The sequence below is a fragment of the Brevundimonas sp. Bb-A genome, from assembly GCF_009394735.1.
Taxonomy (GTDB): Bacteria; Pseudomonadota; Alphaproteobacteria; order Caulobacterales; family Caulobacteraceae; genus Brevundimonas; species Brevundimonas aurantiaca.
The window spans coordinates 1,163,763-1,189,539 of the sequence record NZ_CP045456.1 but is presented as its reverse complement, the minus strand read 5'-3'; the positions used below and the strand labels follow the sequence as shown (position 1 = coordinate 1,189,539).

The following is a 25,777-nucleotide window of genomic DNA, read 5'->3' as shown; positions in this document are numbered from 1 at the left end:
GATCAACGCCCTTCCCGCCCCTTCCCCGCCCGTACAGCCTCCCCAGGGAGGATCGAAAGTCAGATGGCCGCCAGACCCCCTCTCGTCGCGCTCAAGGACGTCCGCCTTCAGGACGGCCCCCGCCCCCTGTTCGACGGCGTCGATCTGGCGGTCGAACCCCGCAGCCGCGCCGCCCTGGTGGGCCGCAACGGGGCGGGCAAGTCCACCCTGATGAAGGTGGTCATGGGGCTGATCGAGCCCGACAGCGGCGACCGCTCGGTCCAGTCCGCCACCCGTTTCGCCTATGTGCCGCAGGAGCCGATCATCACCGGCGAAACCTTGCTGGACTACGCCTCGTCCGGCGAGGCCGAGCCCTGGACCGCCGAGGCCTGGCTGACCACCTTCGGCCTGGACCCGGCCAAGTCCACCCAAGGGCTGTCGGGCGGCGAAACCCGCCGGGCGGCGCTCGCCAAGGCCTTCGCCGAGGAGCCCGATCTGCTCCTGCTGGACGAGCCGACCAACCACCTCGACATCCTCGCCATCGAGCTTCTGGAGACCGAGCTGATCTCGGCCCGGTTCGCCCTTCTGGTCGTCAGCCACGACCGCGCCTTCCTGAACCGGGTCACCGACACCGTTCACTGGCTGGAGGGCCGCCGCGTCCGCACCCTGAACAAGGGCTTCGTCGAGTTCGACGACTGGGCCGCCAAGACGCTGGAGGAGGAGTCGGAATCCCTGCGTCGCCTGACCAAGACCATCGAGCGCGAGACCGAGACCTTCTACCGCTCCATCACCGCCCGCCGCAGCCGCAACGAGGGCCGCGCCCGCGCCCTCCAGGCCATGCGCGCCGAACGGGCCGAGAAGATGAAGGACGTCCCGCGCGAACTGTCCCTGGGCGTCGATTCCGGCGCGACCTCGGGCAAGCTGGTCGCCGAGATCAAGGGGGTGTCGAAGGGGTTCGACACAGTGGCGAGTGGCGAGTCGCGCGTGGCGAGCGACGGCTCCGCCGCCCCGACCGCCGAGCAGGACCCGTCGCTCTCGCCACTCGCCACTCGCCACTCGCCACTTCCTGCCCGCCGCACCCTGTTCAAAAACCTGACCACCCGCATCATGCGCGGCGATCGCCTGGGCATCGTCGGCCCCAACGGCGCGGGCAAGACCACCCTGGTCAAGACCCTGCTGGGCGAACTGCCCCCTGACGAAGGCACGGTCCGCCTGGGCGCCAATCTGGAGCCCGTCTATCTGGATCAGTCGCGCGAGGGGCTGAAGTCCGACATGACCCTGTGGGACGCCCTGACGCCCGGCGGGGGGGACAGCATCATCGTGCGCGGCGTGTCCAAACACGTCGCCGCCTACGCCAAGGAGTTCCTCTTCTCCGAGGCCCAGCTGCGTCAGCCGATTTCGACCCTGTCGGGCGGCGAACGCAACCGCCTCCTCCTGGCCCGCGCCCTCGCCAAGCCCGCCAATCTGCTGGTCCTCGACGAACCGACCAACGACCTGGACATGGACACGCTCGACAAGCTCGAAGAGCTGCTGGAGGGCTATGACGGCACCCTGATCCTGGTCTCCCACGACCGCGACTTCATCGACCGGCTGGCGACCTCGACCCTGGCCCTGAACGGCCGCGGCGACATCGTCGAGACCCCCGGCGGCTGGACCGACTTCCTGCGCCAGAATCCGGGATTTCTTAATCCTGCCCCCGTTGGGGGAGGGGGACCGCCGAAGGCGGTGGAGGGGGCTCGGGCCGTCCCCGCCCCTCAAAAGAAGACCGCCAAACTCTCCTACAAGGACGCCCGCCGTCTGGAAGAGCTGGAAAAGCTGATCGAAACCCTGCCCGCGACCATCGCCCGCCACGACGCCGCCCTGTCGGACCCCGACCTCTACGCCCGCGACCCCAAGGCCTTCGACGCCGCCATGAAGGCCGCCGAAAAGGCCCGCGCCGAGCTGGAATCCGCCGAGATGGAATGGCTGGAGCTGGAAGAGAAGAAGGCGGCCCTGGCTGGGTGAGGGGCGCCGCTTGAATCGGATGCGCCAAACCCAATCTCATGCTAGGGTGAAGCCCTGAAGGAGACTCCATGTCGACGATGCAGATCGCTTCTGAAGAGACCCTGCGCGCCGGTCGCAGGATCGTCGAACAGTACGGCAGCTGGTCGGCCGCCATCGCCAAGGGCGAGCGTCGCGACGACGGCGTCGTCATCCTGCCCGCGCCGCCCTCTGTCGCGACCACCGCTCAGGCCGAGGCGCCCGCCCAGGCTCAGGCCAAGATGCAGGCCAAGACCCCGGCGCGCGCCGTTTGACCGTCACGCTCGGGGTCGCCTGGGCGCTGTTCATCCTGGCTCCAGGTCTGGCGGTGTTCGCCGCCCTCTACACCTCGGGCGGCGGCAAGGTGGTGGCGCCCGCCCCACCTGCCCCCAACTCCTTCACCGCCCTGTCCATCGTCATCTTCGGCGCCCTGACGGCCCATGCGGCGGCGGCCTTCGTCTTCGTCCTGGGGGACGGCGTCGCCTACTCCCTTCCGGCCTTGCGTCCGCCGTGGAACCCCAATCCTTACGCCTATTTCCTGGCCGCCCCGCCCAAGACCGACCCCTTCCTCGGCCTTGAGGTCTGGTCGCTGCTGTTCGTCCTCCTGGTCCTTTCGATCGGCGCCTATCTGGTCATGCGGTGGGCGATCGGCGGCGCGGAGCGGACCAGCATCGCTCGGGCTCGGCTTGAGCCGCCCCAGCCTGCGGTCCCCCTGTTCCGATTTCTGTACGGCGGCTGGGCTTCGACCCTGGTTCAGCTCAGTCCCGAAGCCGCCTACGACAAGCATCTGGCCGCCTATGTGGTGACCGACATGGAGACCGAGAACGGCTGGGTCGGCTATGAGGGCGAGGTCGCGAGCCTGTCTCTCGACACCGACAAGCAGATCGTCGCCCTGACCCTGAAGAACTGCCAAGCCTTCCGGCTGGAGCCCACAAAGACCAGCCTCAGTCACAGGGTGATGGCCCGCGCGGCGCCCATTCCCCTGCTGCTGATCGAACGGTCGCAGATCAAGAATGTGGCGCTTCAGGTCGTCTTTCAGCGCAAGCCCAGTCCTCGTCCGGCGGACGGAACGGTCGTCTAGCCCTGCGCAGGTCCGCCGTCCTGATCCTGGGGCGGCGTCTTGCCCTGGCCCCGGTTCTGCATCACCCCGACCACGATGAAGGCGACCAGGCCGAAGGCGAACCACAGGCCGAACTTGTCGGTGAGCAGGCCGATCAGGCCGAAGATCAGCAGAACGCCGAAGGGGGTGAGCTTCTTCATGGGGCGGACGTTAGCCGGGTTTCTTTCGGCTGACGAGACCTTCCGAACCTCCGCCCTTGAAACCAAAGCCGCCCTTACCCACTCCAGCCTCATGACCCTTTCCACCCATGTCGTCGACTTTCCCCCGGCCCAGCAGGCGGCGGTGCGGCGGATCAACGCCGTCCTGGCCCGCGCCCCGCGTCTGCGGACCGACCCCTGGCGGATCGAGGCGGGCCAGCGCCTGTCCCTGTGGTTGGACGCGGCCGCCGGGGCCGTCACCGTTCCCCGCCTGCGCAAGCGCGGCGTCACCGTCGAAATCCGCCAGACCGACGGCGAGACGCCCGTTCCCTTGCGCATCCTGCGGCCCGAAGGTCCGCCCCGCGCCGTGGTGCTGGACATTCACGGCGGCGGCTGGGTTCTGGGCAGCGCCGGGCTGAACGACCGGCTGAACGCCCATCTGGCGCGCCACGGCTTCTGTGTCGTCTCGGTCGATTACCGCCTGCTGTCCGAACGGCGCGGCGTCTATATCGACGCCGCCATCGCCGACTGCCTGGCCGCCGCCCACTGGACCGTGACCCATGTCGACGATCTGGGCGCCGCGACCGTCTTTCTGACCGGGGAATCCGCCGGCGGCCATCTGGCGGCCCTGACCGCCGTCGCCCTGCGCGACCAGGGCCTGATCGACAAGGTCAAAGGCTGCGTCTTCACCTATGGGGTCTTCGACCTGTCGGGAACCGAGGGCGTCCGCTCGGCCGGGCCCGAGACCCTGCTGTTCAACGGACCGACCATGCAGGCGGATCTGGCGCGGCTGGCGCCCGATCGGGACGAGGAAGCCTTGCGTCGGCCCGACGTCTCGCCCCTCTACGCCGACCTGACCGGCCTGCCGCCGGCCCTGTTCCTGGCGGGCGAATACGACCCCCTGTTCGAAGACAGTCTGCTGATGGCGACGCGCTGGGGCGAGGCGGCCGAGGCCGATCTGATCCGCGTCCCCGAGGCGCCGCACGGCTTCCTGCATTTCGGCGGCCCAGCCGCGCGCGGGGCGCGGGCGGCCGTCCGTCACTGGCTCAACAGGCGCCTGAAGTCATAAGGAAAATTCCCGATTGTGGGACTGAGGGATTTCCCTTACCTCACGAAGCGTCACCACCGCGCGATCCGGACGCGGGAATCGGGGAGAAGTGAGGCTTTGAACCCGGTCCTGTTTCGCCGTCCCCTCTATGGCTACGGCCTGGCGGTCTGCGCCTGGCTGACCGCGCTGGGTGTGCGCATGGCCCTGGCCGACTGGTTCCCGCCGGGCTTCCCCTATCTGACCTTCTTCCCGGCCGTGGTGGTGATCGCCTATTTCTGCGGACTGGGGCCGGCGGTTCTGACCGCCGTCCTGTCGGGCCTCAGCGCCTGGTGGTTCTGGATCGGGGCGCCGGGGTTCGACTGGAGCGCAGCGACCGGCCTGGCCCTGGCCTTCTACGTCTTCGTGGTGGCGGTCGACATCTTCTTCATCGTCGGCATGAATGCGGCGACCGACAGTCTGAAGCGCGAGGTGGCGCGCAACGCCGCCCTGGCCGAGAGCCGCGACCTGTTGCTGAAGGAGGTCCAGCACCGGGTGTCCAACAACATCCAGGTGGTCTCCAGCCTGCTGCGGCTGGAGGCGGGCATGACCCGGGACGAGACGGCCCGGCGCGTCCTGTCGGAGGCTGCGGCCCGCACGGCCCTGATCGCCAAGGTGCAGCGCAGCCTGCTGGACGCCGACGGCGCCGCCGCCCCCTTCGACGACCTGGCCCGCCGCCTCGTCGCCGACGCCCTGGAGGCCACGGGCCGCACGGATGTGACGATCGAGGTCGAGCGCGCCTGCCACGCCCTGACGGCGGAAGAGGCGACGCCGGTCGCCCTGATCCTGCTGGAATGCGTCAACAACGCCCTGGAGCACGCCTTCCCCGGCCGCCCCGGCCGGATTGACATCCGTCTCTACGAGGTGGACGGCGAACGCCGGCTGGAGGTGCGCGACGACGGCGCCGGCCCGCCGCCCGCCTTCGACCCCGGCCAGAGCCGCAGCCTGGGCCTGCGGATCGTTCTGGGCCTGGCCGAACAGCTGCGCGGTCGGTTCAGTCTGGTCGACGGCGCGCCCGGCGCCCTGTGCCGCCTGACCTATCCGCGTCCCGCCGATCACTGATCGACCGGCCGCCGTTTCTGTGGACAGCCCAAAGCCCTGATCCGCAAAAGCGAATTTGATCCGTCCACCGATATTCACAGGCTTGTCCACCGCCGCCGGGCCGGTCATGCACATGGGGGCGAGTTCGGGCGCTTGCCTCATACCGGCTTTCGCGAGAACGTCAACAGGCCGAGGGACACGGCGGCGCGGAAAACGGGGGAGACCCCGGCTTCAAGCGGACCGGCCCGGCTCTCCGACCCGGCGTAACGGGCGATCTTCAGGATCGTAACGGGCGTCAGGCGGGATCCAGGCTTCCGGCCTTCGACGGTCTTTCAAGACCGGCGGACGCAGGGAGAACCGGATCGGGATCGACGGACGACGCGGACGCAATCCGCGGGACGCCTGAGACCAGGAGCGCGACAGGATACAGCCGACCGTCTTCGCGGGCTCCCGCCCCGACGACGCCCAGGCCGAGGTCCGAACCCGCCCGGCCAAGTCCAACCCGGACTTGGCGAGGGGACGAAGCACACGGGCTCCCCCGCACGCTTCGTCCCCTCGCTCAATTGGAGCGCTGCGCGGTCGCCGCCGTCGGATACGGCTTCATCGCTCCCCCGCCTTCCCAAGGCCGCCTTCCCCTCGTAAAGCAGGGCCATGATCCAGCGTGGGAATCGCCTGCTGAGCCGTCGCCGCGCCCTGCTCGCGGGCGGGGCGGCCGTGGTCGCGGGGGCGGCCCTGGGCTTGAGGGGCTGCGGCCGGTCCGAGGCGCCGGTGGACGAACAGGGCCGGGTGCGGCTGCGCTTCGCCACCGACTGGCGCGCCCAGGCCGAACAGGGCGGCTTCTATCAGGCCCTGGCGACCGGCGCCTATGAGAAGCGCGGGCTGAACGTCCAGATCGTCCAGGGCGGACCGGGCGTGAACGTGCCCCAGCTGCTGGCCTCCGGCGCCGTCGAACTGGGCATGGGGTCCAACAGCTTCATCCCGATGAATCTGGTCGCGGCCGGGGCGCCCGTTAAGGCCGTCGCCGCCTTCTTCCAGAAGGACCCCCAGGTCCTGATCGCCCACCCCGATCCGGCGCTTGAGACCATTGCCGATCTGAAGGGCCGGCCCTTCCTCCTGGCCGACGCCTCGATCAACGCCTTCTGGGTCTGGCTGAAGGCCAAATACGGCTTCACCGACGATCAGGTCCGCAAATACACCTTCAACCTGGCGCCTTTCCTGGCCGACGAGCGGGCGGTGCAGCAGGGCTATCTGACCAGCGAACCCTACACCATCGAACAGGAGGCGGGTTTCGAGCCCAAGGTCTTCCTGCTGGCCGACGAGGGCTATCCCTCCTACGCCGCCATGGTCCTGGCCCCCAACGCCTTTGCGCGAGACAACGCCACGGCCCTGCGCAGCTTCATCGCCGCCTCGGCGGAGGGGTGGCGCGACTATCTGCGGGGCGACCCGGCGCCGGGCGACGCCCTGATCCGCAAGGACAATCCGGAGATGACCCAGGCCATCCTGGACCAGGCCCGGCAGAAGCTGCGCGACAACGCCATCGTCGACGGGGGCGACGCCGCCCTCTACGGCCTGGGGGCCATGACCCCCGACCGCTGGCAGGCCTTCTTCGACGTGACCAGTCAGGCGGGCGTCTTCGATCCGGGCCTGAACTGGCGCGAGGCCTTCACCGACAACTATCTGCCGGGCCGTGGCTGAGCCCATCGCCGCCCTGCGCGGGGCGACGGTCGATCTGGCCGGGCGCGCGCCGCTCGGGCCGCTGGACCTGACCGTGGCGCGGGGCGAGATCGTGGCCCTGGTCGGCGCCTCGGGCGCGGGCAAGTCCACGACCTTGCGCCTGCTGGCCGGGCTCCAGTCGCCCAGCGCCGGAACCGTCACGCGCGCCGTCGGACCGGGCCGCACCGGCTTCGTCTTGCAGAGCCCGACCCTGACGCCCTGGTCCGACGCCCGGGCCAATGTCGCCCTGCCGCTGGAGCTGGCGGGACGACCCCGCGCCGAGGCGCGCGAGCGGGCGGCCGCCGCCCTGAGCGCCGTGGGTCTGGGCGACCGGCTGGACGCCCGGCCGTCGGAACTGTCGGGCGGCATGGCCATGCGCGTCGCCCTGGCCCGCGCCCTGGTGACGGGGCCCGAGCTTCTGCTGCTGGACGAGCCCTTCGCCGCCCTGGACAGCGTCACCCGCCGCCGTCTGATCGAGGATCTGCACGCCCTGTGGGCCGCGGCCGATCCCCGTCCCGCCGTCGTCTTCGTCACCCATGACGTCGAGGAGGCCGTCTATCTGGCGCAGCGGATCGTGGTGCTGGAGGCGGCGACCGGCCGGCCCGTCGCCGATCTGCCCACGCCGGGCGCCCCGCCGCGCCCCGTCCGCTGGCGCGCCGATCCCGCCTATCGTCAGGCCGTGGAGACGACGGCCGAGGCCCTGGAGGCGGCGATGACGTCTCAGACGGCGGAGACTGCGGCGTGAGGCGGTCGGCCGAGCTGATCCCGCCCCTGCTGCTGGGCGTCGTCCTGCTGGCGGCCTGGGAGGGGGCCTGCCGTCTTCTGGACCTGCCGCCCTATTTCCTGCCGCCGCCCAGCGCCGTGGCCGCCGCCCTGATCGAGGCGGGGCCGCGTCTGGCCGCCTCCGCCTGGATCACCTTCGTCATGGCGGTCCAGGCCCTGATCGTCGCGGGCTTGGTCGGGGGCGGCCTGGCGCTTATGGTGTCGCTGCACGCCTCGGCCGAGCGGGCGGTGCGGCCCCTGGCGGTGGCGCTTCAGGTCACGCCGGTGGTGGCCGTCGCCCCCCTGGTCCTGATCTGGGCCGGGCTGGACCACGCCGACCGGGCGGTGGTCGCCCTGGCCGCCCTGGTCGCCTTCTTTCCCCTGTTCTCGGGCGTCCTGACGGGGCTGAAGTCGGCCGATCCGGATCTGGAGCGGCTGTTCGACCTCTATGGCGCCACGCCCCTGCAGCGGCTGTGGCGGCTGCGCCTGCCCTCGGCCCTGCCCTTTGCGCTGGAAGGTTTGCGGGTCGCGGCGGGCCTCGCTGTCATCGGCGCCGTGGTGGCCGAGTTCGTCTCGGGCTCGGGCGCGACGCAAGGCTTGGCTTGGCGGCTGCTGGAGGCGGGAAACCGGCTGAGAACCGCCGAAATGCTGGCCGGGGTTCTGTGCCTGACCCTGCTGGGCCTGGCGCTGAACGCGGCCGTGGGATTGGTCGAGCGAATCGTGACGGTGCGAATCCGGGTCCGCCGTTAGCGGCGGATTAAGCGATGGCCGCCTAGGCTTGCCCGATGTCATTCGCCCGAGGCCGTTCCTTGCGCCCTGTCCTGCTCCTGTCCAGCGTCCTGTTCGCGGCCCTTATGGGCGCGGGCGCGGCTGCGGCCCAGGTCGCCACGACGTCCGAGGGGCTGCGCTATCTGTCCTGGCCCGGCAAGCCGCCGGTCGCCCGCGGCCCCGACGCCCGCGTCCCCGCCCGCGCCTCGTCCGCTCAGACGACCGCTCCGCGCGCGACTCTTGCCGCGCTTCCCCTGGCCCGGCTGGACGCCCCAGCCTCCACGGCCGTCGCTGCCCGGCGGGGCCTGACCCCCGCCAGCGACTGGCTCTCGCCCGCCGTCGCGTCCCAGCCGGTGTCGCAGCCCCGCCCCTATGAGGCGACGACGCCCCAGCCCGCTCCCGTTCAAGTCGCTTCTGCGCAGCCGGAACCTGTTCAAGCCCCAGTCGTCCAGCCCCCGGTCGTCAAGGCCCCAGTCGTCCAGGCCGCTGCGGACCGGAGCGCGCCAGCCCCCCAGAACGCGCTCCAACCAACGCCCCAGGCCGACGCCCCCGGCGATCCCATGGCGCCTCGCCGCGACGCCCCGATCTTCCGCCTGACGCAGACAGGCATGGCCGCCGCCGCCCCGGCCGCGACGCCGCCGGTTCAGACGGCCGCCGTTCAGGCCGAGGCGTCGCCGCTCGCCTCTGTCCCCTCGGCCGCTCCCCAGGGGGCTCGCTTCTATTCCGTCCATCGCCAGGCGGGTCATCGTCCCGACCCCATCCCCCAAGCGCAACCGGTCTATCTGGACGCCCTGCCGGTCGAGATGAGCCAGACGCCGTCCTCGGCGGACCTGGCTCAGCCCGACGGCCCGCCGGCCTTGATCCGCAATCGCGACGGCTCGGTGCGAGCCGCCCCGCCGTCGGCGGGCGGGTCCGACGCCGTGGACGAACGCTCATGAGCGAAGCCCTGCCCCCCGAAGACGCCGAGGCGATCAAGGCCTCGCGCCTGCCCCAGCTGATCGCCCTTGCGGAAGAGGCGTCCAGCGAGAAGCGCCGCCTGCTGCTGCGCGAACTGACCGACCAGTTCTTCGGCGACGTCGAGCACAGCGCGGCCGAGACCGACCTCTACGGCGCCGTGCTGGAAACCCTGTGCGAAGACATGGAGGTCGCGGTTCGGGCCGAGCTGGCCGCGCGGTTCGCCGTCGCGCCCGATGCGCCCCACAGCCTGATCAAACGGCTGGCCCATGATGCGATCGAGGTGGCCGAGCCGGTGCTGCGCGGCTCCACCGTCCTGACCGACGCCGATCTGATCGGCGTGGTCTCCAAACACGGCCAGGACCATCTGCGGGCCGTATCCGGCCGGGTCGAGGTGCCCGAGGCGGTGTCCGAAATCATCGTGGCGCGCGGCGACGACCACACCCTGGGCGCCCTGTTGCGCAACGACGGCGCCCGGCTGTCGCGCGCCGCCTCCGAGACGGCGGTCGAGCGGGCCAAGGTCAATCCGGCGCTTCACGCCCCCGCAGTCGAGCGCAAGGGCCTGCCGATCGACCTGCTGAACGAAATGTATTTCGTCGTGGAGGCCCGGCTGCGCCACCAGATCCTGGAGCAGAACGCCAGCCTGGACCCGGCCCTGCTGGAGGCGGCCCTGGCGGCCGGGCGCACCCGCGTCGCCACCAGCGACGGCGCCCTGCCCCCCGACTACGCCGAGAGCCAGGCCTATGTCGAAGAACTGCATGCAGCCGGCCAGCTGACGCCCCAGGTGCTGATCCGTTTCCTGCGGTCCAAGGGCCGGACCCCTTTCCTGGTCGCCCTGTCGCGCCTGGCCGACATCGACTTCCACACCGCGCGCGGCATCGTCGATCGCCGCGACCTGGACGCCCTGGCCGTGGTCTGCAAGGCGGCCGACATCGACCGGGCCATCTTCCTGACCTATGCGGTGTCGCTGCTGGGCGCGGATTCCAACCCGATGGGCAAGGCCGCCGCCTATGGCCGGATGTACGGCGAACTGACCACGGAGGCCGCCGGGCGCACCCTGCGCTTCTGGCGCATGCGCCGCGTCGCCCAGGCGGCCTGATTCCGACAGGTCGCTCTCCCTTTCCCTGCCGGGAGGGAGAGATGCGCCTCGTCCAAACAAAAACGCCCGCCTCTGGAAGGAGGCGGGCGTTCTATACCGATCAGTCCGGGCTTACTTCTTGGCGCGCGGCGCGCGGGCCGGCTTACGGCCGCCCTGGCCCAGGCCCATCTGCTTGGCCAGTTCGGAACGCGCCTTGGCGTAGTTCGGCGCGACCATGGGATAATCCTTCGGCAGGTTCCACTTGGCGCGGTATTCTTCCGGGCTCATGTCGTATTTGGTGCGCAGATGGCGCTTCAGCGACTTGAACTTGCGGCCGTCTTCCAGGCAGATCAGGAAATCGGGGTTGATCGACTTGCGAATCGGCACCGCCGGTTCCTTGGGTTCCGGCTCGGCCTCGACCGGACCGCTCGAAACACCCGACAAGGCGGCGTGAATATTAGCGATCAACGCCGGAAGGGCCTCAGCCGTGACGGTGTTGTTGCCGACATAGGCCGATACGATGTCGGCGGTCATCTCGAGCAGTTCGGGCTTTTCTTCCATGCCTTGCGTCGCTTTCTGATTCTATTCAACTCGACTGAAACGCCAGCCGCGTTTTCACACCAGTCTCATAGAGTTATTGGTCGGCAAAAGCAATCGCAGAAGGAAACGCCGATTTTCGGCGGAAAAGCTTCGCGGAAAGCTGACAGGGATCAGCGGCCGAAGTCTTCGGCCAAGGCCAGCATCGCCGCTCGTTCCGGGGCTGAATATTCATCCACCTGTTCATCATCCCCGGCGCGAATAGCCTGCAACAGCGCCGGTGTCAGGGCCGATGACAGCGACCAGTTCCAGTAACGCAATACCGTCTGGGCCCGATCAACCGCCAGCAGGTCATAGGTGATCTGAACCCTCTCCCAGTCGGGATGAACCGAGCCGTCAGGCTGAACCTCGGGGCGACGCATGGATCTCCACAAGTTGTGGACGTCGGTCTTGGACAGACCGGTCGCCTTACACAATATGGCCAGGGGTTCGCCCCCCGCGTCGCCCAGGATCTTGGCCCCCGTCAGGGGTTTGATCCCGGACAGATAGGCGATTTCACTGGCGATCTCGCGCGACAGGCCGTCGCGGGCGGCCGTGGCGACCGCCTGTTCCAGACTGTCGAAGGGGCTCTTTTCGATAGCGGCGCGGTTGCGCTGGCGCCGTTCGATGAACTGCAGGGCCTTGCGCGCGACCGGATCGGCCCAGCCCTCGCTCGCCGCCATGGGAAAGACGTCCTCAGCGACCTCCTGCATGACGTCGCGCGAGACGCCGAAGCGCTGGAGGATGGTGCGCCGATCATCGGCGCCGCACCACCAGAACATCACATAGGCCCCCGACGGCCGCAGCTCCGGCCGTTTCAGCAGGCCGCCGCACAGGCCCGGGTGGGTCCGGCTGAGGGCCACCACCGTCTCGATCCCGGCCTGGGACAGGCGGGCGGTCGAGTTGCGCAGCAAGGTCTCGATCACCTCCGGCTCGCCGAAACCGACCAGGGTCTCGCAGACGATCTCCGACAGGCCGCGCCGCGCGGCCATGACGCGCCGGTGCTCGGAACCCGCGTCGCGGGCGCAGGCGACGAGGTCGGCGTCGCTGAGGGCGGCGCACTGTTCGATCAGCACCTGGGCGATCTCGATCTCGTCGCGCAGCAGCAGCCGGGCCAGGGCGTCGGGCAGTTCGGCCAGGGCGGCCAGCCGCCCCGCCACCCGGCGACGCTCCTCCGGCGAGGCGAGGCGCAGCATGTCGACCAGCAGGTCCCCGACCACCGACCGTTCGAAGGCGTTGATCCGGCTGGCGGGCAGGGAGACCACGTCGGCCAGCCGTTTCAGCAGGGCCCGGCGCGCCCTCAACGGCGGCGGCCCGGCCTCCTCTTCCTCGATCAAGGTTGGCGGCTGGCTCATGGCGCCACCCTAAAACCTGGCGGGTTAAGCCGAAGTATCGCCGATCCTCACAGGCCTTCGAACAGGGCGGTCGACAGATAGCGTTCGGCGAAGGAGGGGATGACCACCACGATGGTCTGGCCCGCGCTCTCGGGCCGGGCCGCCAGACGGAAGGCGGCGACCAGGGCCGCGCCCGAGCTGATGCCGACCGGAATTCCCTCCAGCCGGGCCGCCTTGCGGGCCATGTCGAAGGCCTCGTCGTTCGACACCTGCTCCACCCCGTCCACCACCGACGGATCATAGATGGCCGGGACGAAGCCGGCGCCGATGCCCTGGATCTTGTGCGGGCCCGGCGCGCCGCCGGACAGGACGGGCGAGGCCTCGGGCTCGACCGCGATCATGCGGATCGAGGGCTTCTTGGCCTTCAGGGCCTGGCCCACGCCCGAAATGGTGCCGCCGGTGCCGACGCCGGCGACCACCACATCCACCGCCCCGTCGGTGTCGTTCCAGATCTCCTCGGCCGTGGTGGCGCGGTGGATGGCGGGATTGGCCAGGTTTTCGAACTGGGACGGGCTGACCGCGCCGGGCGTGGAGGCCAGCAGCTCCTCGGCCCGGGCGATGGCGCCCTTCATCCCCTTTTCAGCCGGGGTCAGCTCCAGCTGGGCGCCCAGCAGGGCCAGCATCTTGCGCCGTTCGATCGACATGCTCTCGGGCATGCACAGGATCAGCTTCAGCCCCTTGGCGGCGGCGACGAAGGCCAGGGCGATGCCGGTGTTGCCGCTGGTCGGTTCGATCAGGACGGTCTCGGGCGTGATCTTGCCCGCCGCCTCCAGCGCCTCGACCATGGCCACGCCGATCCGGTCCTTCACAGACGCGATCGGGTTGAAGAACTCCAGCTTGGCCAGGACCGTCGCCCCTTCGACCGGCGCCAGCTCGGCCGACAGGCGCGGCAGCCGCACCAGGGGGGTGTCGCCGATGGTGTCGACGATGGTGTCATAGACCTTGCCCCGGCCCTTCTTCACGTGACGGGACGCATCATAGTGGAAGTCGGACATGGGGCGGGCTCCGGGGTAGGGGACGGGTCGTTCAGGATGCGTAACAGATAGACGGCGCGTCCGATCCGCAAGGGGTCAGAGGCGATGATTTCTCTTGCCCGCGCTCAGTTCCGGCGCCGCCAGCCAGCCCTCGGCCCGCAAGGGGGCGACGCGGGCGCGTGAGACCGGGGCCGTCAGGCCGCCCTTCAGCTTCAGGACCAGATTGCGGCCGTCCTCCACCACCCCGACCACGGCGGCCGTCGCCACCCACCAGGACCGGTGGGTCTGACGCCCGTCCAGATCCGCCAGGCCTGCCATGGCCTGGGACAGGGACATCAGCACCAGTTCCGAACCCAGCGGGGTGTGGAGGCGGACATAATGGTCCTCCATCTGCAGGCACAGAACCTCGCGCCCCAGGCGGGCGGGCAGGCGGTCGCGGGGATCGGTCGAGGCGGGCGCCGGGCCGGACTCCCGCCGGACCTCCTGGTCTCGGATCGGCCGCCGGGCCAGCAGCCACAGGATCGCGCCCGTCGCCACGGCCCCGACGATCAGGCTTTGCCCATACCATTCCAACAGCCCGACCTCGAAGGTGCGGCCCCAGACGAGGCGCGCCAGTCCCCGGCTGATCAGGGTCATCGGCGCCGCCAGGCCGGCGACCGCCAGCGGCGCCCACAGCCAGGGCGAAAGACCTCGCCTGAACGCCCAGCGCGCGGTCAGGGGCAGGGCCAGGCCGAACAGAAGCCAGCCCGCCCACAGGCTGGCGGTCCAATAGACGATCCGCACCGGCGCGGGTCCGTTCATATAGGAGCCGAACGGGCCGATCAGGCCCAGCAGCACGCCCAGGGCCGTGGCGACGCCCAGCCCCAGCCGCGCCGCCCGCCAGACGTCCGTTCGCGAATCCCCGATCTTCATCCGTCTGTTCTAGCTCCGGAACGGCCTTGGCGGAATCGTCCGACCGCCTGCGCCCGTTCGCCCGGCGGCGAACCCGTTCGCCCATTGGCGCAAATCCGGATGCGGACCGCCCTCGCCCCCGGTCAGAAGGCGGACCGCAACCGCCGCAAACGAGGCTCCGACATGCTCCTGACCGCCGCCCTCCTGACCGCCGCCCTGACCCTTCAGGTCCAGCCGACGCCCCCGGTCCCACAGCCCCTGACGCCCGCCGCACCCCCGTCCGAGGCCGCCGTCGCCTTCGCCCGTTTGGAGATCCCGGACGGCGCCGGTCCGGCGATCGAGGCGGGGGTGTGGACGCCCGGCGCAGACGGCGGCGCCCGACGCCCCCTGATCGTCATTTCCCACGGCAACGGCGGCGATTTCCGCAGCCATGAGGCGACGGCGCGCGCCCTGGCCCAGGCGGGCTTCGTCGTCGCCGCCCTGACCCATACGGGCGACAACTGGCGCGACCAGAGCCGGGCGACCGACGTGGCCCAGCGCCCGCGCCAGCTTCGCGTCCTGGTCGACTATCTGCTGACGGACTGGACCGGCCGGACGGCGATCGACGCCGACCGCATCGGCGCCTTCGGCTTTTCCGCAGGCGGCTTCACCGTCCTGACCGCGGCGGGCGGCGAGCCCGACCTGGGCCGGATCGGCGACCACTGCATCGCCCACCCCGGCTTCTACGACTGCGGCCTGATCGCCGCCCGTGGCGCGCCGAAGACGGATCAGACCTGGGTGCACGACCGGCGGATCAAGGCCGTGGCCGCCGCCGCCCCCGCCCTGGGCTTCGCCTTCACCCGCCAGGGCCTGTCGGGGGTCGCCCAGCCGGTCCAGCTGTGGCGGGGCGAAAACGACCGGGTCCTGCCCAGCCCCTTCTACGCCGAACCGGTGCGCGACGCCCTGCCCCGTCCGCCGGAATACCGGTCGATCCCCTGCGCCGGCCATTTCGACTTCATGCCGCCCTGTTCGGCGCGCCTGGCCGAACTGGCGCCGGCCATCTGCGCCCCCACTCCCGGCTTCGACCGCGCCGCCTTCCAGCAGACCTTCAACCGCGACCTGATCGCCTTCTTCCGCCGCACCCTGACGGCGCCGGGCGGCGGGCGCTGAGATAAAAATGGCTGCGGACCGTGAAGTCCGCAGCCATAGAAGTCCTATAGACAATCTTTAAGACAACTTAGATTATGCTCAAAAAGGTGAAACGCATCGCGAGTTCCGTTCTTCTACACATTCAACCCACGCATCGGAACCACGAGGACCAGCGGAAATTTCGCAAAACCTAGCATTTCTTCGTAAACAAGTATAGTAATCGTCCCATTCGGGCGGGTAGCTACCGTCCCACGGGCTTTGCTGAACACCCACGAACGATTCGCTAACAATATTGAACCCGTCATCACTGCCGATAAAGGCGAAAACTGAGCAAAGAGCTGTCACAAATAGCAAACTTTTCTTCATATCGAACTCGTTAAATGCCAGTTGTACAAATTTTTACTATAAACTTACATTATTAATGTATATACATACTCTGCACGGCCGGCAACTGGAACTTCATATCGAAACCGTACTTGGCGCGACGACTGTTAGCTGCTGATCACGCCGTAGTTCTGGTTGGCCGAAACACCGCCTGTGGAGCCCATATTTGCGTCCCCATCTCTCAAGACGCTCACCCGCTCAGGAATGAATGCTCGGACCTCCACATGCAGGCTCAGGTGCTGCTCGAACGCTATGACAAGGTCGGCTTCAATGCATCAAAAATTACGCCGGCGTAATGTTAAAGACGTCGAGGTATCGCATGATTGCCACTTTTCAGCCTCAGTCGTTAGCGCAGCAAGCGAAATCGCTCCCATGCGGTGATGGGGGAGCCGCCCCGGCGATCTCGCGACGGCTTGGCGGCTGAGAGACGATTGTGGTCGGCTCGGATCTCTGACGGACGGATAAGCAGACGGTCGTCGATAGGGTGGAGCGGGAGCGACCCGCGTCGATGGAAGGACCGAGTCGCCTCAGAACGCCTCCCAGCCGTCCTCGTCCGGGGCGGCGGAGGGGGCGGGGGCGGCGCCGCCGCGGCCGACGCTCTTCAAGGCCGTGACGGCGGCCGAGGGGGACGGCGGGGGCGTGACCGCGACGGGCGCCGGGGTGGAAACGCGAGGCGCGGCGGCGCCGACCTTGAAGCGGGCGACGGCGGCGTGCAGGCCGTCGGCTTCCTGGGACAGGGCGTGGCTGGCGGCGGTGGACTGTTCGACCATGGCGGCGTTCTGCTGGGTCATCTGGTCCATCTGGTTGACGGCCGTATTGACCTCGGCCAGGCCGGTGGCCTGTTCGGCGGCCGAGGCGGAGATGTCGGTCACCAGGCTTTCGATCTGGGCGACATGGGCCACGATCCGGTCCAGGGCTGCGCCGGTCTCGGTCACCAGTTTGACGCCCGATCCGACCTGGGCGGTCGATTGGGTGATCAGCCCCTTGATCTCCTTGGCGGCGTCGGCCGAGCGTTCGGCCAGGGCGCGCACCTCGGAGGCCACCACGGCGAAGCCGCGGCCGCTTTCGCCGGCCCGCGCCGCCTCGACCCCGGCGTTCAGGGCCAGGAGATTGGTCTGGAAGGCGATCTCGTCGATGACGCCGATGATCTGGCTGATCTGGCTGGACGAGCGTTCGATCTCGCCCATGGCGGCGACGGCGTCGCGCACCACCGAGCCGCTCTTGTCGGCGTCGTCGCGGGCGGCCTGAACCGCGCCGGCGGCCTGGACCGCGCCTGAGGCGGTGGCGCGCACCGTGGCCGTGACCTGATCCAGGGCGGCGGCGGTCTCCTCCAGGCTGGCGGCCTGCTGTTCGGTGCGGCGCGACAGGTCGTCGGCGGCCTTGGCGATTTCGGCGGCGCCCGCATTGATGGCGCCCGTATTGGCGGCGATGGTGGCGATGGCCTGTTGCAGCCCGTCCACCGCCCCGTTGAAGTCGGTGCGCAGCCGTTCATAGGCCGCCGGGAAGGGATCGACGATGCGATAGGTCAGGTCGGCGCGCGCCAGGGCCTCCAGCCCGTGGCCCAGGCCGGCGACGATGGCGGCCTGTTCGCGGGCGGTCGCCTCGCGCATCGCCTCGTCGGCGCGGCGGCCCTCTTCGTCCTTCAGCCGCAGTTGTTCGGCCTGATCGGCCTCGGCCCGGACGCGGGCGGCGATCAGGGCCTGGATGTCGACCACGGCGCGGGCGATGTCGCCGATCTCGTCCTTGCGGGCGGCCTCGCCCAGCTTGACCTCGGTCCGGCCCTGGGCCAGGGCGCGCAGATCGTCGGTCAGGCGGCGGATCGGCGCCACCATGCCGCGCACCCCCGCCAGGATCAGGCCCGCGCTGATCAGGAGGGCGGCGATGACGGCCGCGATCATGACGATGCGGCTGACGGCGGCCGTCGCCTCGGCGGCGGCGGCGTCGGACTGGGCCTCGGCCTCGATCTTCTCGGCGGCGGCGCCCATGGCGGTTTCCAGCACGCCGAACTGTTCCTGGAACTCGCCCATGCGCCGCTGGGCGGCGGCGGGATCGGCTTCAGCCAGATCGACCATCTGGCCCGCAGCCTGGACATAGGTGCGAAGCGGCGCCTCCACCTCCTGAAGCGCAGCCTTCAGCTCGGGATCGGTGGCCAGCTGCGTGTTTTCGGCGACGGCGGCCTCGAACGTCTCGCGGTGCTCCTTCAACCCGGCCTTCATCTCGGCGGGATCGACGCCGTTGGCCGGGTCCGACGACAGCAGCGCCCCGAAGACGTCGGAGCGCAGGGCGTCGTGCATCATGTCGGCCTGCATATGGTTGCGCAGGATCGAGGCCGAGACCGTCGCCCTGTCCAGGGCGTCGCCCAGGTCGGCGTTCATCTTCAACCCCAGGCCGGCGGTGCCGACGGAGAGGACCAGGACCGCGATCCCGGTCGCCGTCACCTTCTTGCCGATCGTCCAGTTCATCGCGCGCGCTCCCACACAATTCCGAACGGGGTTACGGGAGTTTGGGTTAACGCGCCGTTGCCGGTCCGATACGGCTTGCCCCCAATGTAATGCGAAGGTCCGTGTTCACCTTCCGAAGCTAGGCTGGAGGTTCAACATCACGGACTTCCGGCCATGCAGAATGCTAAGCCCCGCTCCCTTCTCCGCCGTCTGGCGGCCCTGGCCGGTCTGGCCGCCGTCGCGGCGCCGACCTTCGCCCTGGCCCAGGCCGAGACGGAGATCGAACCGACCTGGGCCTTCGCGGCCGAGTACGCCGCCGACGTCACGGGCGTCGTCTCGGGCGGGGCCGCGCGGGCGGGCCGCTATCTGGACAATCTGAGCGTCAGCCTGGACGGGGATCTGGAACGGGCCTGGGGCTGGCGCGGCGCGCGGCTGCATCTGTCGGGCCTTTACAACGGCGGGGGCGAACCCAACGCCCTGGCCGGAACCCTGCAAGGGGTCGACAATATCGAGGTCTCCGCCCAGGGCGCACGACTGTACGAAGCCTGGATCGAACAGGACCTGGGCTGGGGAAGCCTGCTGGGCGGGCTGTATGACCTGAACAGCGAATTCTACGCCACCGAGGCCTCGGACCTGCTGCTGGCGCCGCCGTTCGGCATCGGCTCGGAACTGGCCTCCACCGGTCCGAATGGCCCGGCCATCTTCCCCTCCACCTCCCTGGCTGCGCGGCTGCGGATCGGGGACGTCGAGACCTTTTACGCTCAAGCCGCCGTGATCAACGCGGACGCCCGCACCATCGGGGACCGGGGCGGGGTGGCCACCACCCTGGATCACGGCGTCCTGGGGATCGTCGAGGTCGGGGGCCGCGTCAACGGGGCGGGCCGCTACGCCGTCGGCGTCTGGCGCTATGACCAGCATCAGGACGACATCCGCGACCTGACGCCCGAGGGCGAACCGGCCCAGAGCCTGGCGCGCGGCGCCTACGCCCTGGCCGAGGGGCGGGTCTATGGGACGGCGAACCCGGACGGACCCCAGGTCGATCTGTTCGGCCGGATCGGCGCCTCGGACGGGGACACCACCGATTTCGAAGGCGGCTGGCAGGCCGGCGTCCTGGTCAGCCAGGTCTGGGCGGGCCGCCCCGACAGCCAGGTCTCCTTGGGCGTCCATCAGGGCTGGCTGTCCGACAAGGGCCGCGCCAACATCGCCGACGCCGGCGACGACCCCGCCCATTACGAAGAGGGGCTGGAACTGACCTACGCCGACCGGATCGGCCGTTTCACCCTCCAGCCGGGCGTCCAGCTGATCCGCTACGCCGGGGGTCTGCGCGACGCCGACACGGTGGTGGTGGTCGCGCTGCGGATCACGACCGCCCTCTATTAATCCACCACGGCGCGGGCGGGGTCGAAGCCGACCACCTCGCGGATCACGATCATGCTGCGATAGCTGCGGACCCCCTTTTCCGGGACCAGTTCGCGGATGCCGAAGGCTTCGTAATCGGCCATGGTCGGGACGGCGACGGTCAGCAGATAGTCGGTCTCGCCCGTCACGTCCCAGGCGCCCTGGACCTCGGGACTGGCCTTCATCGCCTGCTGGAAGGCGGTGATGACCTTGCGATCCTGGGTGTTCATCTCGACCAGGACATGCAGGACGATGCGCGGCTTGATCCGGGCCGGATCGACCAGGGCGACGTCGGCGACGATGACCCCTTCGGCCCGGAGGCGGCGCATCCGTCGCAACACCGCCGATTCCGACAGGCCCACCGCCTGGGCCGTGACCCGCGCCGGCTCCTGATTGTCGCGCCGCGCCCGCGCCAGCAGCCGACGGTCGAACTCATCCAGGGTGACGAAATCCGTCATATCATGCTCTTTGGCGCCGTTTTTCGGCGCAAGGAGGCCGGAAATCGGCGAGATACGCAAGCGGCTTTGGGCTATCTCTCGTCCCATGACCGCGCCCAGCCTGAGCCCGAGCCTGCAGTCCCCGCTGATCGCGCGGCTGATCCCCTACGCCGCCCTGTTCGCGGGGATGATGATCCTGGCGGGGGGCACATCCTTCGCCAAGAGCCTGTTTCCGGTGATCGGGGCGCAAGGGGCCACCGCCTATCGCGTCGGGATCTCGGCCCTGCTGCTGGTTCTGGTGTTCCGGCCCTGGCGGTTCGCCCTGACCCGGGCCGATCTGAAGGCCGTCGTCCTGTACGGCGCCGTCCTGGGGGCCATGAATCTGAGCTTCTACATGGCGCTGCGCACCATTCCGCTGGGCGTGGCCATCGCCATCGAATTCATCGGGCCGCTCAGCCTGGCCCTGATCCATTCGCGCCGGCCGATCCATTTCGTCTGCGTCGGCTTTGCGGTGCTGGGCCTGGGCCTGCTGCTGCCGCTGAAGGGCGGGACAGGATCGCTGGACCCGGTCGGCGTGGCCCTGGCCGCCTTCGCGGGCCTGTGCTGGGCGCTGTACATCATCTTCGGCAAGCGGCTGACCCATCTGCATCCGGGCCAGTCGGTGGCCCTGGGCATGAGCGTGGCGGCGATGGTGGTCGTCCCCTTCGGCCTCGCCCACGCCGGGGCGGCCCTGTTCAACCCGGCCATCGTCGTCGCCGGCCTGGCCGTGGCGATCTTCTCCAGCGCCCTGCCCTATTCGCTGGAGATGGTGGCCCTGCGCGGCATTCCCAAACGCACCTTCGGCGTGGTGCTCAGCGCCGAACCCGCCATCGGCGCCCTGGCCGGCCTGATCGTCCTGCACGAACATCTGACCGGCCAGCAATGGATCGCCATCGCCGCCATCGTCATCGCCTCGGTCGGGGCCATTGCGACGACGCGGGAGACGCCGGTCGCAGGAGATCCGGTTTGACGGCGTGCTACAAAAGTCGCGTGAGCCTTCCACGTCACGAGTTGATGTTATTCTAGCCCTGCGTCCGCGTTTGACGCCGCCCGATCTTGAACCCAGGCCGACACTATGCATTTCTATACACAGGCAATGCCTAGAGGTTCACCGTATGGGGGCCGCGCGGAGGCCGGGATTAATCCCGGCCTTTGTCGTATCTAGATCACAGTCCGTCGAAGCAGTAATATTTAATTCCTTCGACCTTTGCCCGCTCTGCGCCGACATAATCATCTGCCCGACGCTCGGATTTACTGATCGCAGCATAGGTGGAAAAGTCGCTTTGGTACCGCCCCCTGGACAATGCAAGCGCAAAGGTGTCTGCAATTTGCATCAAGCCTGACCGCTTATCCTTTCTCTCAAGATCAATCAGAGTTGCAGCCAATTCATCAGGTGGAAAAGGATCGTACTTCGCCGAATTAATCGCGTTGAAGCCCAAACCGTCCCCCCTCTTCAGAAGCGCCCAGTAACTGCGAAGCGCAGCATCGGCCTTGGGATCGCTCCCCTCATATTTCACTCTGAGACGCCTCCCCTCACCGTAGGCGATCTTGGCGGATCGTTCGACAACGATGTTGAACGCGGTTCTGCAGAGGTTCCATTTTGCGTCTCCTTCTCGCGATCCATAACCACGATCCCGATAGCCTGGACGGTGCACTACGCAGCCCTGGCCGATCACAGGCAGGGCGCCTAACATCTGGTGGAATTCGCTCCAGAAGGCGCTTCTGTCGGCTAGGGACAACTCCTCCAGCCAAGCAAATCCCTTTCGACGACTGTGCATGTCTGTGAGATGAAGCGGTTGTGTCAACTTTGGCCAGCGTGCGACAAAACTCGCACGCATTTCCTTGCATTGGGCCTCGTCTTCCTCCCTCACCAGAACGCCCGCTAAGCTAAACCAGCGGGGATTGCTGTCCGCATCTACAGCGAGCCGGTCGAGAAACCGAGAACCGCTATCGTCGATGTAGAGATGGTAAACGGGCTTTGAGCGATTTTGAGGCGGTATGGCAGCGGTCATACCCTTGTTCTAGCGGAGAGGTTGCGCCTCGACCACCGCCCGAAACGCCCCCTTCACCCCCCGTTAACCATGATGGCGCAAACGGTTAACGCCTGTTTCTGGGGTTCGTCTTGCATAATCTCGTCGCCGCCGTCGAAGCGATCGACCCGCTGGTCGTCACCGGCAAGGTCGCGGGCGTCTCGGGCCTGCTGATCGAGGCGCGAGGGGGTCTGTCGCGGCTGGCGGTCGGGGCGCGGGCCGAGATCGGGCGGCGCGGGCTGGAGCCCTTGCCGGCCGAGGTGGTGGGGTTCCGCGACGCCAAGGCCCTGTTGATGCCGTTCGGCCCGGTCGAGGGGGTGGCGCCCGGCGCCGAGATCCGCATCGTCGATCAGGCGGCCAGCGTGCGCCCGACCACCGCCTGGCTGGGGCGGATCATCGACGCCTTCGGCAATCCGATCGACGGCCTGGGCCCCCTGCCCCAGGGACCGGCGCCCTATCCCCTGCGCACGCCCCCGCCCCCGGCCCATTCGCGCGGCCGGGTGGGCGAGCGGCTGGACCTGGGGGTGCGGGCCATGGACGTCTTCACCACCACCTGCCGGGGCCAGCGGCTGGGCATCTTCGCGGGTTCCGGCGTGGGCAAGTCGGTGCTTTTGTCCATGCTGGCCAAACAGGCCAGCTGCGACGCGGTCGTGGTCGGCCTGATCGGCGAACGGGGCCGCGAAGTGCGCGAGTTCGTTGAAGAGACCCTGGGCGAAGAGGGGCTGAGACGCGCCGTCGTCGTGGTCGCCACCAGTGACGAGCCGGCCCTGAAACGCCGCCAGTCGGCCTATATGACCATGGCCATCGCCGAATATCTGCGCGACCAGGATCTGGAGGTCCTGTGCCTGATGGACAGCGTCACCCGTTTCGCCATGGCCCAGCGCGAGATCGGCCTGGCGGCGGGCGAGCCGCCGACGACCAAGGGATACACCCCCACCGTCTTCACCGAACTGCCCAAGCTGCTGGAACGCGCCGGACCGGGACCGGTGCGGCCCGACGGCACGACCGCAGCCCCCATCACCGCCCTGTTCACCGTCCTGGTGGACGGGGGCGACCATGACGAGCCCATAGCCGACGCGGTTCGAGGCATTCTGGACGGCCATATCGTGATGGACCGCAAGATCGCCGAGCGTGGACGTTTCCCCGCCATCGACGTGCTGAAGTCGGTCAGCCGGACCATGCCCGCCTGCCAGACCCCGCCCGAGCGCGAGCTGAACAAGCGCGCCCGCCAGTGTCTGTCGGCCTATGGCAATATGGAGGAGCTGATCAAGATCGGCGCCTATCGCACCGGCGCAGACCCGATCGTGGACCGGGCCATCGCCCTGAACCCCGCGCTGGAAGAGTTTCTGAGCCAGGACAAGGACGACGTCACCCGTCTTTCCGATTCCTTTACCCGGCTGGAGACTATTCTGAACCAAGGCATGATCAGAGAGTGACGAAATGACCGCTTGGGCCCAATCCCTGATCCGCATCTCCAACTATGAGGTCGAAACCCTCCAGAAGCGCCTGGCCGAGGTCAGCGCGCGCCGGGCCACGGCCGAGATGCGGCTGGCGGTTCTGGACGCCGAGGTCGAGGTGGAGCGCGAGCGCGCGCGCCTGGACGCCGACGCCAATATGATGCTGGCCGCCTATCTGAACGGCTGGAAGGCCCGCCGCGCCGCCGCCGAAAGCGATCTGAGCGTCATCGACGCCGAAGAGGCCGGGGCCCGCGACGCCCTGACGGGCGCCTTCGAAGAGCTGAAGAAGTTCGAACACGTCGCCGAAACCACCCGGCTGAACAAGCTGATCGCCATCGCCAAGCGCGAAACCGCCGCCTTCGACGAGCTGGGCCTGCGGAAGCGTGCGGTCTGAGGACTCTCAGACCTTCCCCCGCTTGCGGGGGAAGTGTCAGCTCGTCGAGCGGAGCGAGACGGCTGACGATGGGGGAAGTCTTCTGTTGAGCAGCACTTCCCTCTCCGATCCTGGTTCGCTTCGCGAACGCCGGGCCACCTCTCCCGCAAGCGGGAGAGGGTTTGGTCTCTCTCGCCGCGCCGTGATCGCCTCGTCGCTGGCCCTGGCCGCCTGCGACCGCACCTCGGCCGAACCGACGCCGCCGAACCTTCCCGCGCTGAAGTCCGTCGCCCCCGCCCCGTTCGGCACGGCGATCAAGGCGATGCAGATCGACGACCCCGACTGGGTCGCCCTGGCCCGCGCCCAGGTCTCTCAACTCACGCCCGAGTGGGAGATGAAGATGGAATATGTCCTGGCCGACGGGCTGGACCGGCCCCGGTTCGACCGGTCGGACCGGATCGCCGCCTTCGCTGCCCGCAACGGCATGGCCCTGCACGGCCACACCCTGATCTGGTATTCGCAAGGGGCCGAGGCCTTTGCGGGCCTGTCCGGCGCGGCCTTCGACCGGGCCTTCGACGGCTATGTCGCCGCCGTGGCCGGCCGGTATCGCGGCAAGGTCCGCAGCTGGGACGTGGTCAATGAGCCGATTCTGGACGACGGCTCGGGCCCGCGCGACTGCCACTGGAGCGCCCGTTACGGCCACGACGGCTATATTCTGCGCGCCTTCGAACAGGCGCGGGCGGCCGATCCGGACGCCGTCCTGTTCCTCAACGAATACAATCAGGAAAGCGTGCCGGCCAAGGGCGTCCAGTTCCTGAAACTGGTCGAGCGGCTGTTGAAGGCGGGGTGTCCGCTTCAGGGGCTGGGCCTGCAATCGCATCTTTGGATCGACATCCCCGAGGGGGCGATCAGCACCTTCATGCGCGAGGCGGCCCAGTTCGGCCTGCCGATCCATGTGTCGGAGCTGGACTGCACCTTGCGGACCGAGAACCGGCTGGACCTGCGCGGCGCGGGTCAGCGCACGACCTTGCAGACGGCGCGGGTGCGGGAGTTGGCGGAGGCCTTTACAGCCCTGCCGGCGGCCCAGAGGTTCGCCTTCACCGTCTGGGGTCTGCGCGACACCGACAGCTGGTATCGTCAGGGCGACAAGGACGACGGGCGCGACCGGCCCCTGCCCTTCGACGGCGCGGCACGACCGGGGCCGATGGCGGCGGCCTTGGCCCAAGGGTTCGCTTAAAGTCGGATCGCCTCAAAAAAAGGCCGGCTTCGGGCGGTCGGCCGGGAGACCGCCCGAAGTCGGATCAGGGTCTCAGGACTTCTTCTTGGCCGTTTGAGCCGGGGTCTCGGCGCGCTGATGACGGCTGTGGCGGGCCGGACGCTGCGGACGGGCGGCCGAGGTCGTCGAATGGGCGGTCGAGGCGGTCGCGGCCGGGGCGCGGCCAGAGGCAGAGGCGGGGGCCGAGGCGGGGACGGTTCCGGCGAAGGCGGCGCCGCTGCTCAGGGCGACGACGGCCAGGGCGCCCAGGACGGCGGAGGTGCGGAAGGATTTCATCTGAAGTCTCTCTGTGTTGAGAACGTCCGTTCGTTTCGGACGACCCGT

Annotated in this window: 24 protein-coding genes and 2 pseudogenes; 17 read left to right on the top strand and 9 right to left on the bottom strand. The window is 68.9% G+C overall.

Going from position 1 to position 25,777, the window contains the following annotated elements; genetic code table 11:
• Positions 1 to 63: 63 nt before the first annotated feature.
• The 4 genes and pseudogenes from BSP_RS16590 to BSP_RS05895 form a co-directional block, all read left to right on the top strand.
• Positions 64 to 936: pseudogene (locus BSP_RS16590) on the top strand (ATP-binding cassette domain-containing protein); the annotation flags it as partial.
• A 111-nt stretch (positions 937 to 1,047) separates the two neighbouring features.
• Positions 1,048 to 1,983, top strand: a pseudogene (locus BSP_RS16585) (ATP-binding cassette domain-containing protein); the annotation flags it as partial.
• 68 nt (positions 1,984 to 2,051) lie between these two features.
• On the top strand, positions 2,052 to 2,273 hold the full coding sequence (locus tag BSP_RS05900) for a hypothetical protein (RefSeq protein WP_054764883.1): 222 nt from the start codon (positions 2,052 to 2,054) through the stop codon (positions 2,271 to 2,273).
• Positions 2,270 to 3,079, top strand: a complete 810-nt coding sequence (locus BSP_RS05895; protein ID WP_054764882.1) for a hypothetical protein — start codon at positions 2,270 to 2,272, stop codon at positions 3,077 to 3,079. Before BSP_RS05900 ends, BSP_RS05895 begins: the two co-directional genes overlap by 4 nt.
• Here the strand turns inward: BSP_RS05895 and BSP_RS05890 are convergent.
• Positions 3,076 to 3,258 carry a hypothetical protein gene (locus BSP_RS05890; protein ID WP_054764881.1) on the bottom strand — a complete coding sequence of 61 codons (183 nt, stop codon included), beginning with the start codon at positions 3,256 to 3,258 and terminating at the stop codon, positions 3,076 to 3,078. The two genes, BSP_RS05895 and BSP_RS05890, sit on opposite strands and share 4 nt — an antisense overlap.
• Before the next feature lie 91 nt (positions 3,259 to 3,349).
• On the opposite strand from BSP_RS05890, the gene BSP_RS05885 reads away from it, so the two are divergent.
• From BSP_RS05885 to BSP_RS05855, 7 genes are all read left to right on the top strand, one after another.
• Entirely contained in the window at positions 3,350 to 4,324 is a 975-nt protein-coding gene (locus BSP_RS05885) for an alpha/beta hydrolase (RefSeq protein WP_054766846.1), read from the top strand.
• Positions 4,325 to 4,420: 96 nt separating this feature from the next.
• The gene (locus BSP_RS05880; RefSeq protein WP_054764880.1) at positions 4,421 to 5,401 is read left to right on the top strand and encodes a sensor histidine kinase; all 981 of its coding nucleotides are present in this window, start codon (positions 4,421 to 4,423) and stop codon (positions 5,399 to 5,401) included.
• Between the two features lie 630 nt (positions 5,402 to 6,031).
• Entirely contained in the window at positions 6,032 to 7,075 is a 1,044-nt protein-coding gene (locus BSP_RS05875) for an ABC transporter substrate-binding protein (protein WP_054764879.1), read from the top strand.
• Entirely contained in the window at positions 7,068 to 7,838 is a 771-nt protein-coding gene (locus tag BSP_RS05870) for an ABC transporter ATP-binding protein (RefSeq protein WP_152949619.1), read from the top strand. The genes BSP_RS05875 and BSP_RS05870 overlap by 8 nt, the downstream gene beginning before the upstream one ends.
• The gene (locus BSP_RS05865; RefSeq protein WP_054764877.1) at positions 7,835 to 8,605 is read left to right on the top strand and encodes an ABC transporter permease; all 771 of its coding nucleotides are present in this window, start codon (positions 7,835 to 7,837) and stop codon (positions 8,603 to 8,605) included. Before BSP_RS05870 ends, BSP_RS05865 begins: the two co-directional genes overlap by 4 nt.
• Positions 8,606 to 8,664: 59 nt before the next feature.
• Positions 8,665 to 9,561: a hypothetical protein gene (locus tag BSP_RS05860; RefSeq protein WP_152949618.1), complete on the top strand. Its 897-nt coding sequence runs from the start codon at positions 8,665 to 8,667 to the stop codon at positions 9,559 to 9,561.
• Positions 9,558 to 10,676, top strand: a complete 1,119-nt coding sequence (locus tag BSP_RS05855) for a DUF2336 domain-containing protein (RefSeq protein WP_152949617.1) — start codon at positions 9,558 to 9,560, stop codon at positions 10,674 to 10,676. The genes BSP_RS05860 and BSP_RS05855 overlap by 4 nt, the downstream gene beginning before the upstream one ends.
• Before the next feature lie 111 nt (positions 10,677 to 10,787).
• On the opposite strand, the gene BSP_RS05850 is transcribed toward BSP_RS05855, so the two are convergent.
• The 4 genes from BSP_RS05850 to BSP_RS05835 form a co-directional block, all read right to left on the bottom strand.
• On the bottom strand, positions 10,788 to 11,216 hold the full coding sequence (locus BSP_RS05850) for a MucR family transcriptional regulator (RefSeq protein WP_054764874.1): 429 nt from the start codon (positions 11,214 to 11,216) through the stop codon (positions 10,788 to 10,790).
• Between the two features lie 149 nt (positions 11,217 to 11,365).
• Positions 11,366 to 12,586: a DUF2336 domain-containing protein gene (locus tag BSP_RS05845; protein WP_152949616.1), complete on the bottom strand. Its 1,221-nt coding sequence runs from the start codon at positions 12,584 to 12,586 to the stop codon at positions 11,366 to 11,368.
• 47 nt (positions 12,587 to 12,633) lie between these two features.
• Complete coding sequence (gene cysK, locus BSP_RS05840; protein ID WP_054764872.1) at positions 12,634 to 13,620, bottom strand: cysteine synthase A; 987 nt, start codon at positions 13,618 to 13,620, stop codon at positions 12,634 to 12,636.
• Between the two features lie 75 nt (positions 13,621 to 13,695).
• Positions 13,696 to 14,511, bottom strand: coding sequence for a LytTR family DNA-binding domain-containing protein (locus BSP_RS05835; RefSeq protein ID WP_152949615.1), 816 nt, complete (start codon positions 14,509 to 14,511; stop codon positions 13,696 to 13,698).
• A gap of 99 nt (positions 14,512 to 14,610) precedes the next feature.
• Here BSP_RS05835 and BSP_RS05830 point away from each other — a divergent pair, with 99 nt between their 5' ends.
• A complete protein-coding gene (locus tag BSP_RS05830; RefSeq protein ID WP_227976054.1) occupies positions 14,611 to 15,639 on the top strand; it encodes a prolyl oligopeptidase family serine peptidase in 1,029 nt (342 codons plus the stop codon).
• A gap of 890 nt (positions 15,640 to 16,529) precedes the next feature.
• On the opposite strand, the gene BSP_RS05825 is transcribed toward BSP_RS05830, so the two are convergent.
• The gene (locus tag BSP_RS05825; protein ID WP_152949614.1) at positions 16,530 to 18,464 is read right to left on the bottom strand and encodes a methyl-accepting chemotaxis protein; all 1,935 of its coding nucleotides are present in this window, start codon (positions 18,462 to 18,464) and stop codon (positions 16,530 to 16,532) included.
• Between the two features lie 153 nt (positions 18,465 to 18,617).
• Between BSP_RS05825 and BSP_RS05820 the strand changes: the two genes are divergently transcribed.
• A complete protein-coding gene (locus tag BSP_RS05820; protein WP_152949613.1) occupies positions 18,618 to 19,823 on the top strand; it encodes a carbohydrate porin in 1,206 nt (401 codons plus the stop codon).
• Here the strand turns inward: BSP_RS05820 and BSP_RS05815 are convergent.
• Entirely contained in the window at positions 19,820 to 20,299 is a 480-nt protein-coding gene (locus BSP_RS05815) for an Lrp/AsnC family transcriptional regulator (protein WP_054764869.1), read from the bottom strand. The two genes, BSP_RS05820 and BSP_RS05815, sit on opposite strands and share 4 nt — an antisense overlap.
• 85 nt (positions 20,300 to 20,384) lie before the next feature.
• Between BSP_RS05815 and BSP_RS05810 the strand changes: the two genes are divergently transcribed.
• Positions 20,385 to 21,287 carry a DMT family transporter gene (locus BSP_RS05810; RefSeq protein WP_152949612.1) on the top strand — a complete coding sequence of 301 codons (903 nt, stop codon included), beginning with the start codon at positions 20,385 to 20,387 and terminating at the stop codon, positions 21,285 to 21,287.
• Positions 21,288 to 21,483: 196 nt separating this feature from the next.
• Here the strand turns inward: BSP_RS05810 and BSP_RS05805 are convergent, their stop codons facing one another.
• Positions 21,484 to 22,329: a DUF3800 domain-containing protein gene (locus BSP_RS05805; RefSeq protein WP_082382616.1), complete on the bottom strand. Its 846-nt coding sequence runs from the start codon at positions 22,327 to 22,329 to the stop codon at positions 21,484 to 21,486.
• A gap of 110 nt (positions 22,330 to 22,439) precedes the next feature.
• Between BSP_RS05805 and fliI the strand changes: the two genes are divergently transcribed.
• The 3 genes from fliI to BSP_RS05790 all read left to right on the top strand — a co-directional run bounded on the left by fliI (position 22,440) and on the right by BSP_RS05790 (position 25,414).
• Positions 22,440 to 23,783, top strand: coding sequence for a flagellar protein export ATPase FliI (gene fliI / locus BSP_RS05800; RefSeq protein ID WP_152949611.1), 1,344 nt, complete (start codon positions 22,440 to 22,442; stop codon positions 23,781 to 23,783).
• Between the two features lie 4 nt (positions 23,784 to 23,787).
• Complete coding sequence (locus BSP_RS05795) at positions 23,788 to 24,198, top strand: hypothetical protein (protein ID WP_054764866.1); 411 nt, start codon at positions 23,788 to 23,790, stop codon at positions 24,196 to 24,198.
• A gap of 181 nt (positions 24,199 to 24,379) precedes the next feature.
• Positions 24,380 to 25,414: an endo-1,4-beta-xylanase gene (locus tag BSP_RS05790; protein ID WP_227976053.1), complete on the top strand. Its 1,035-nt coding sequence runs from the start codon at positions 24,380 to 24,382 to the stop codon at positions 25,412 to 25,414.
• A gap of 72 nt (positions 25,415 to 25,486) precedes the next feature.
• Here the strand turns inward: BSP_RS05790 and BSP_RS05785 are convergent, their stop codons facing one another.
• A complete protein-coding gene (locus BSP_RS05785) occupies positions 25,487 to 25,729 on the bottom strand; it encodes a hypothetical protein (RefSeq protein ID WP_054764864.1) in 243 nt (80 codons plus the stop codon).
• Positions 25,730 to 25,777 lie beyond the last annotated feature (48 nt).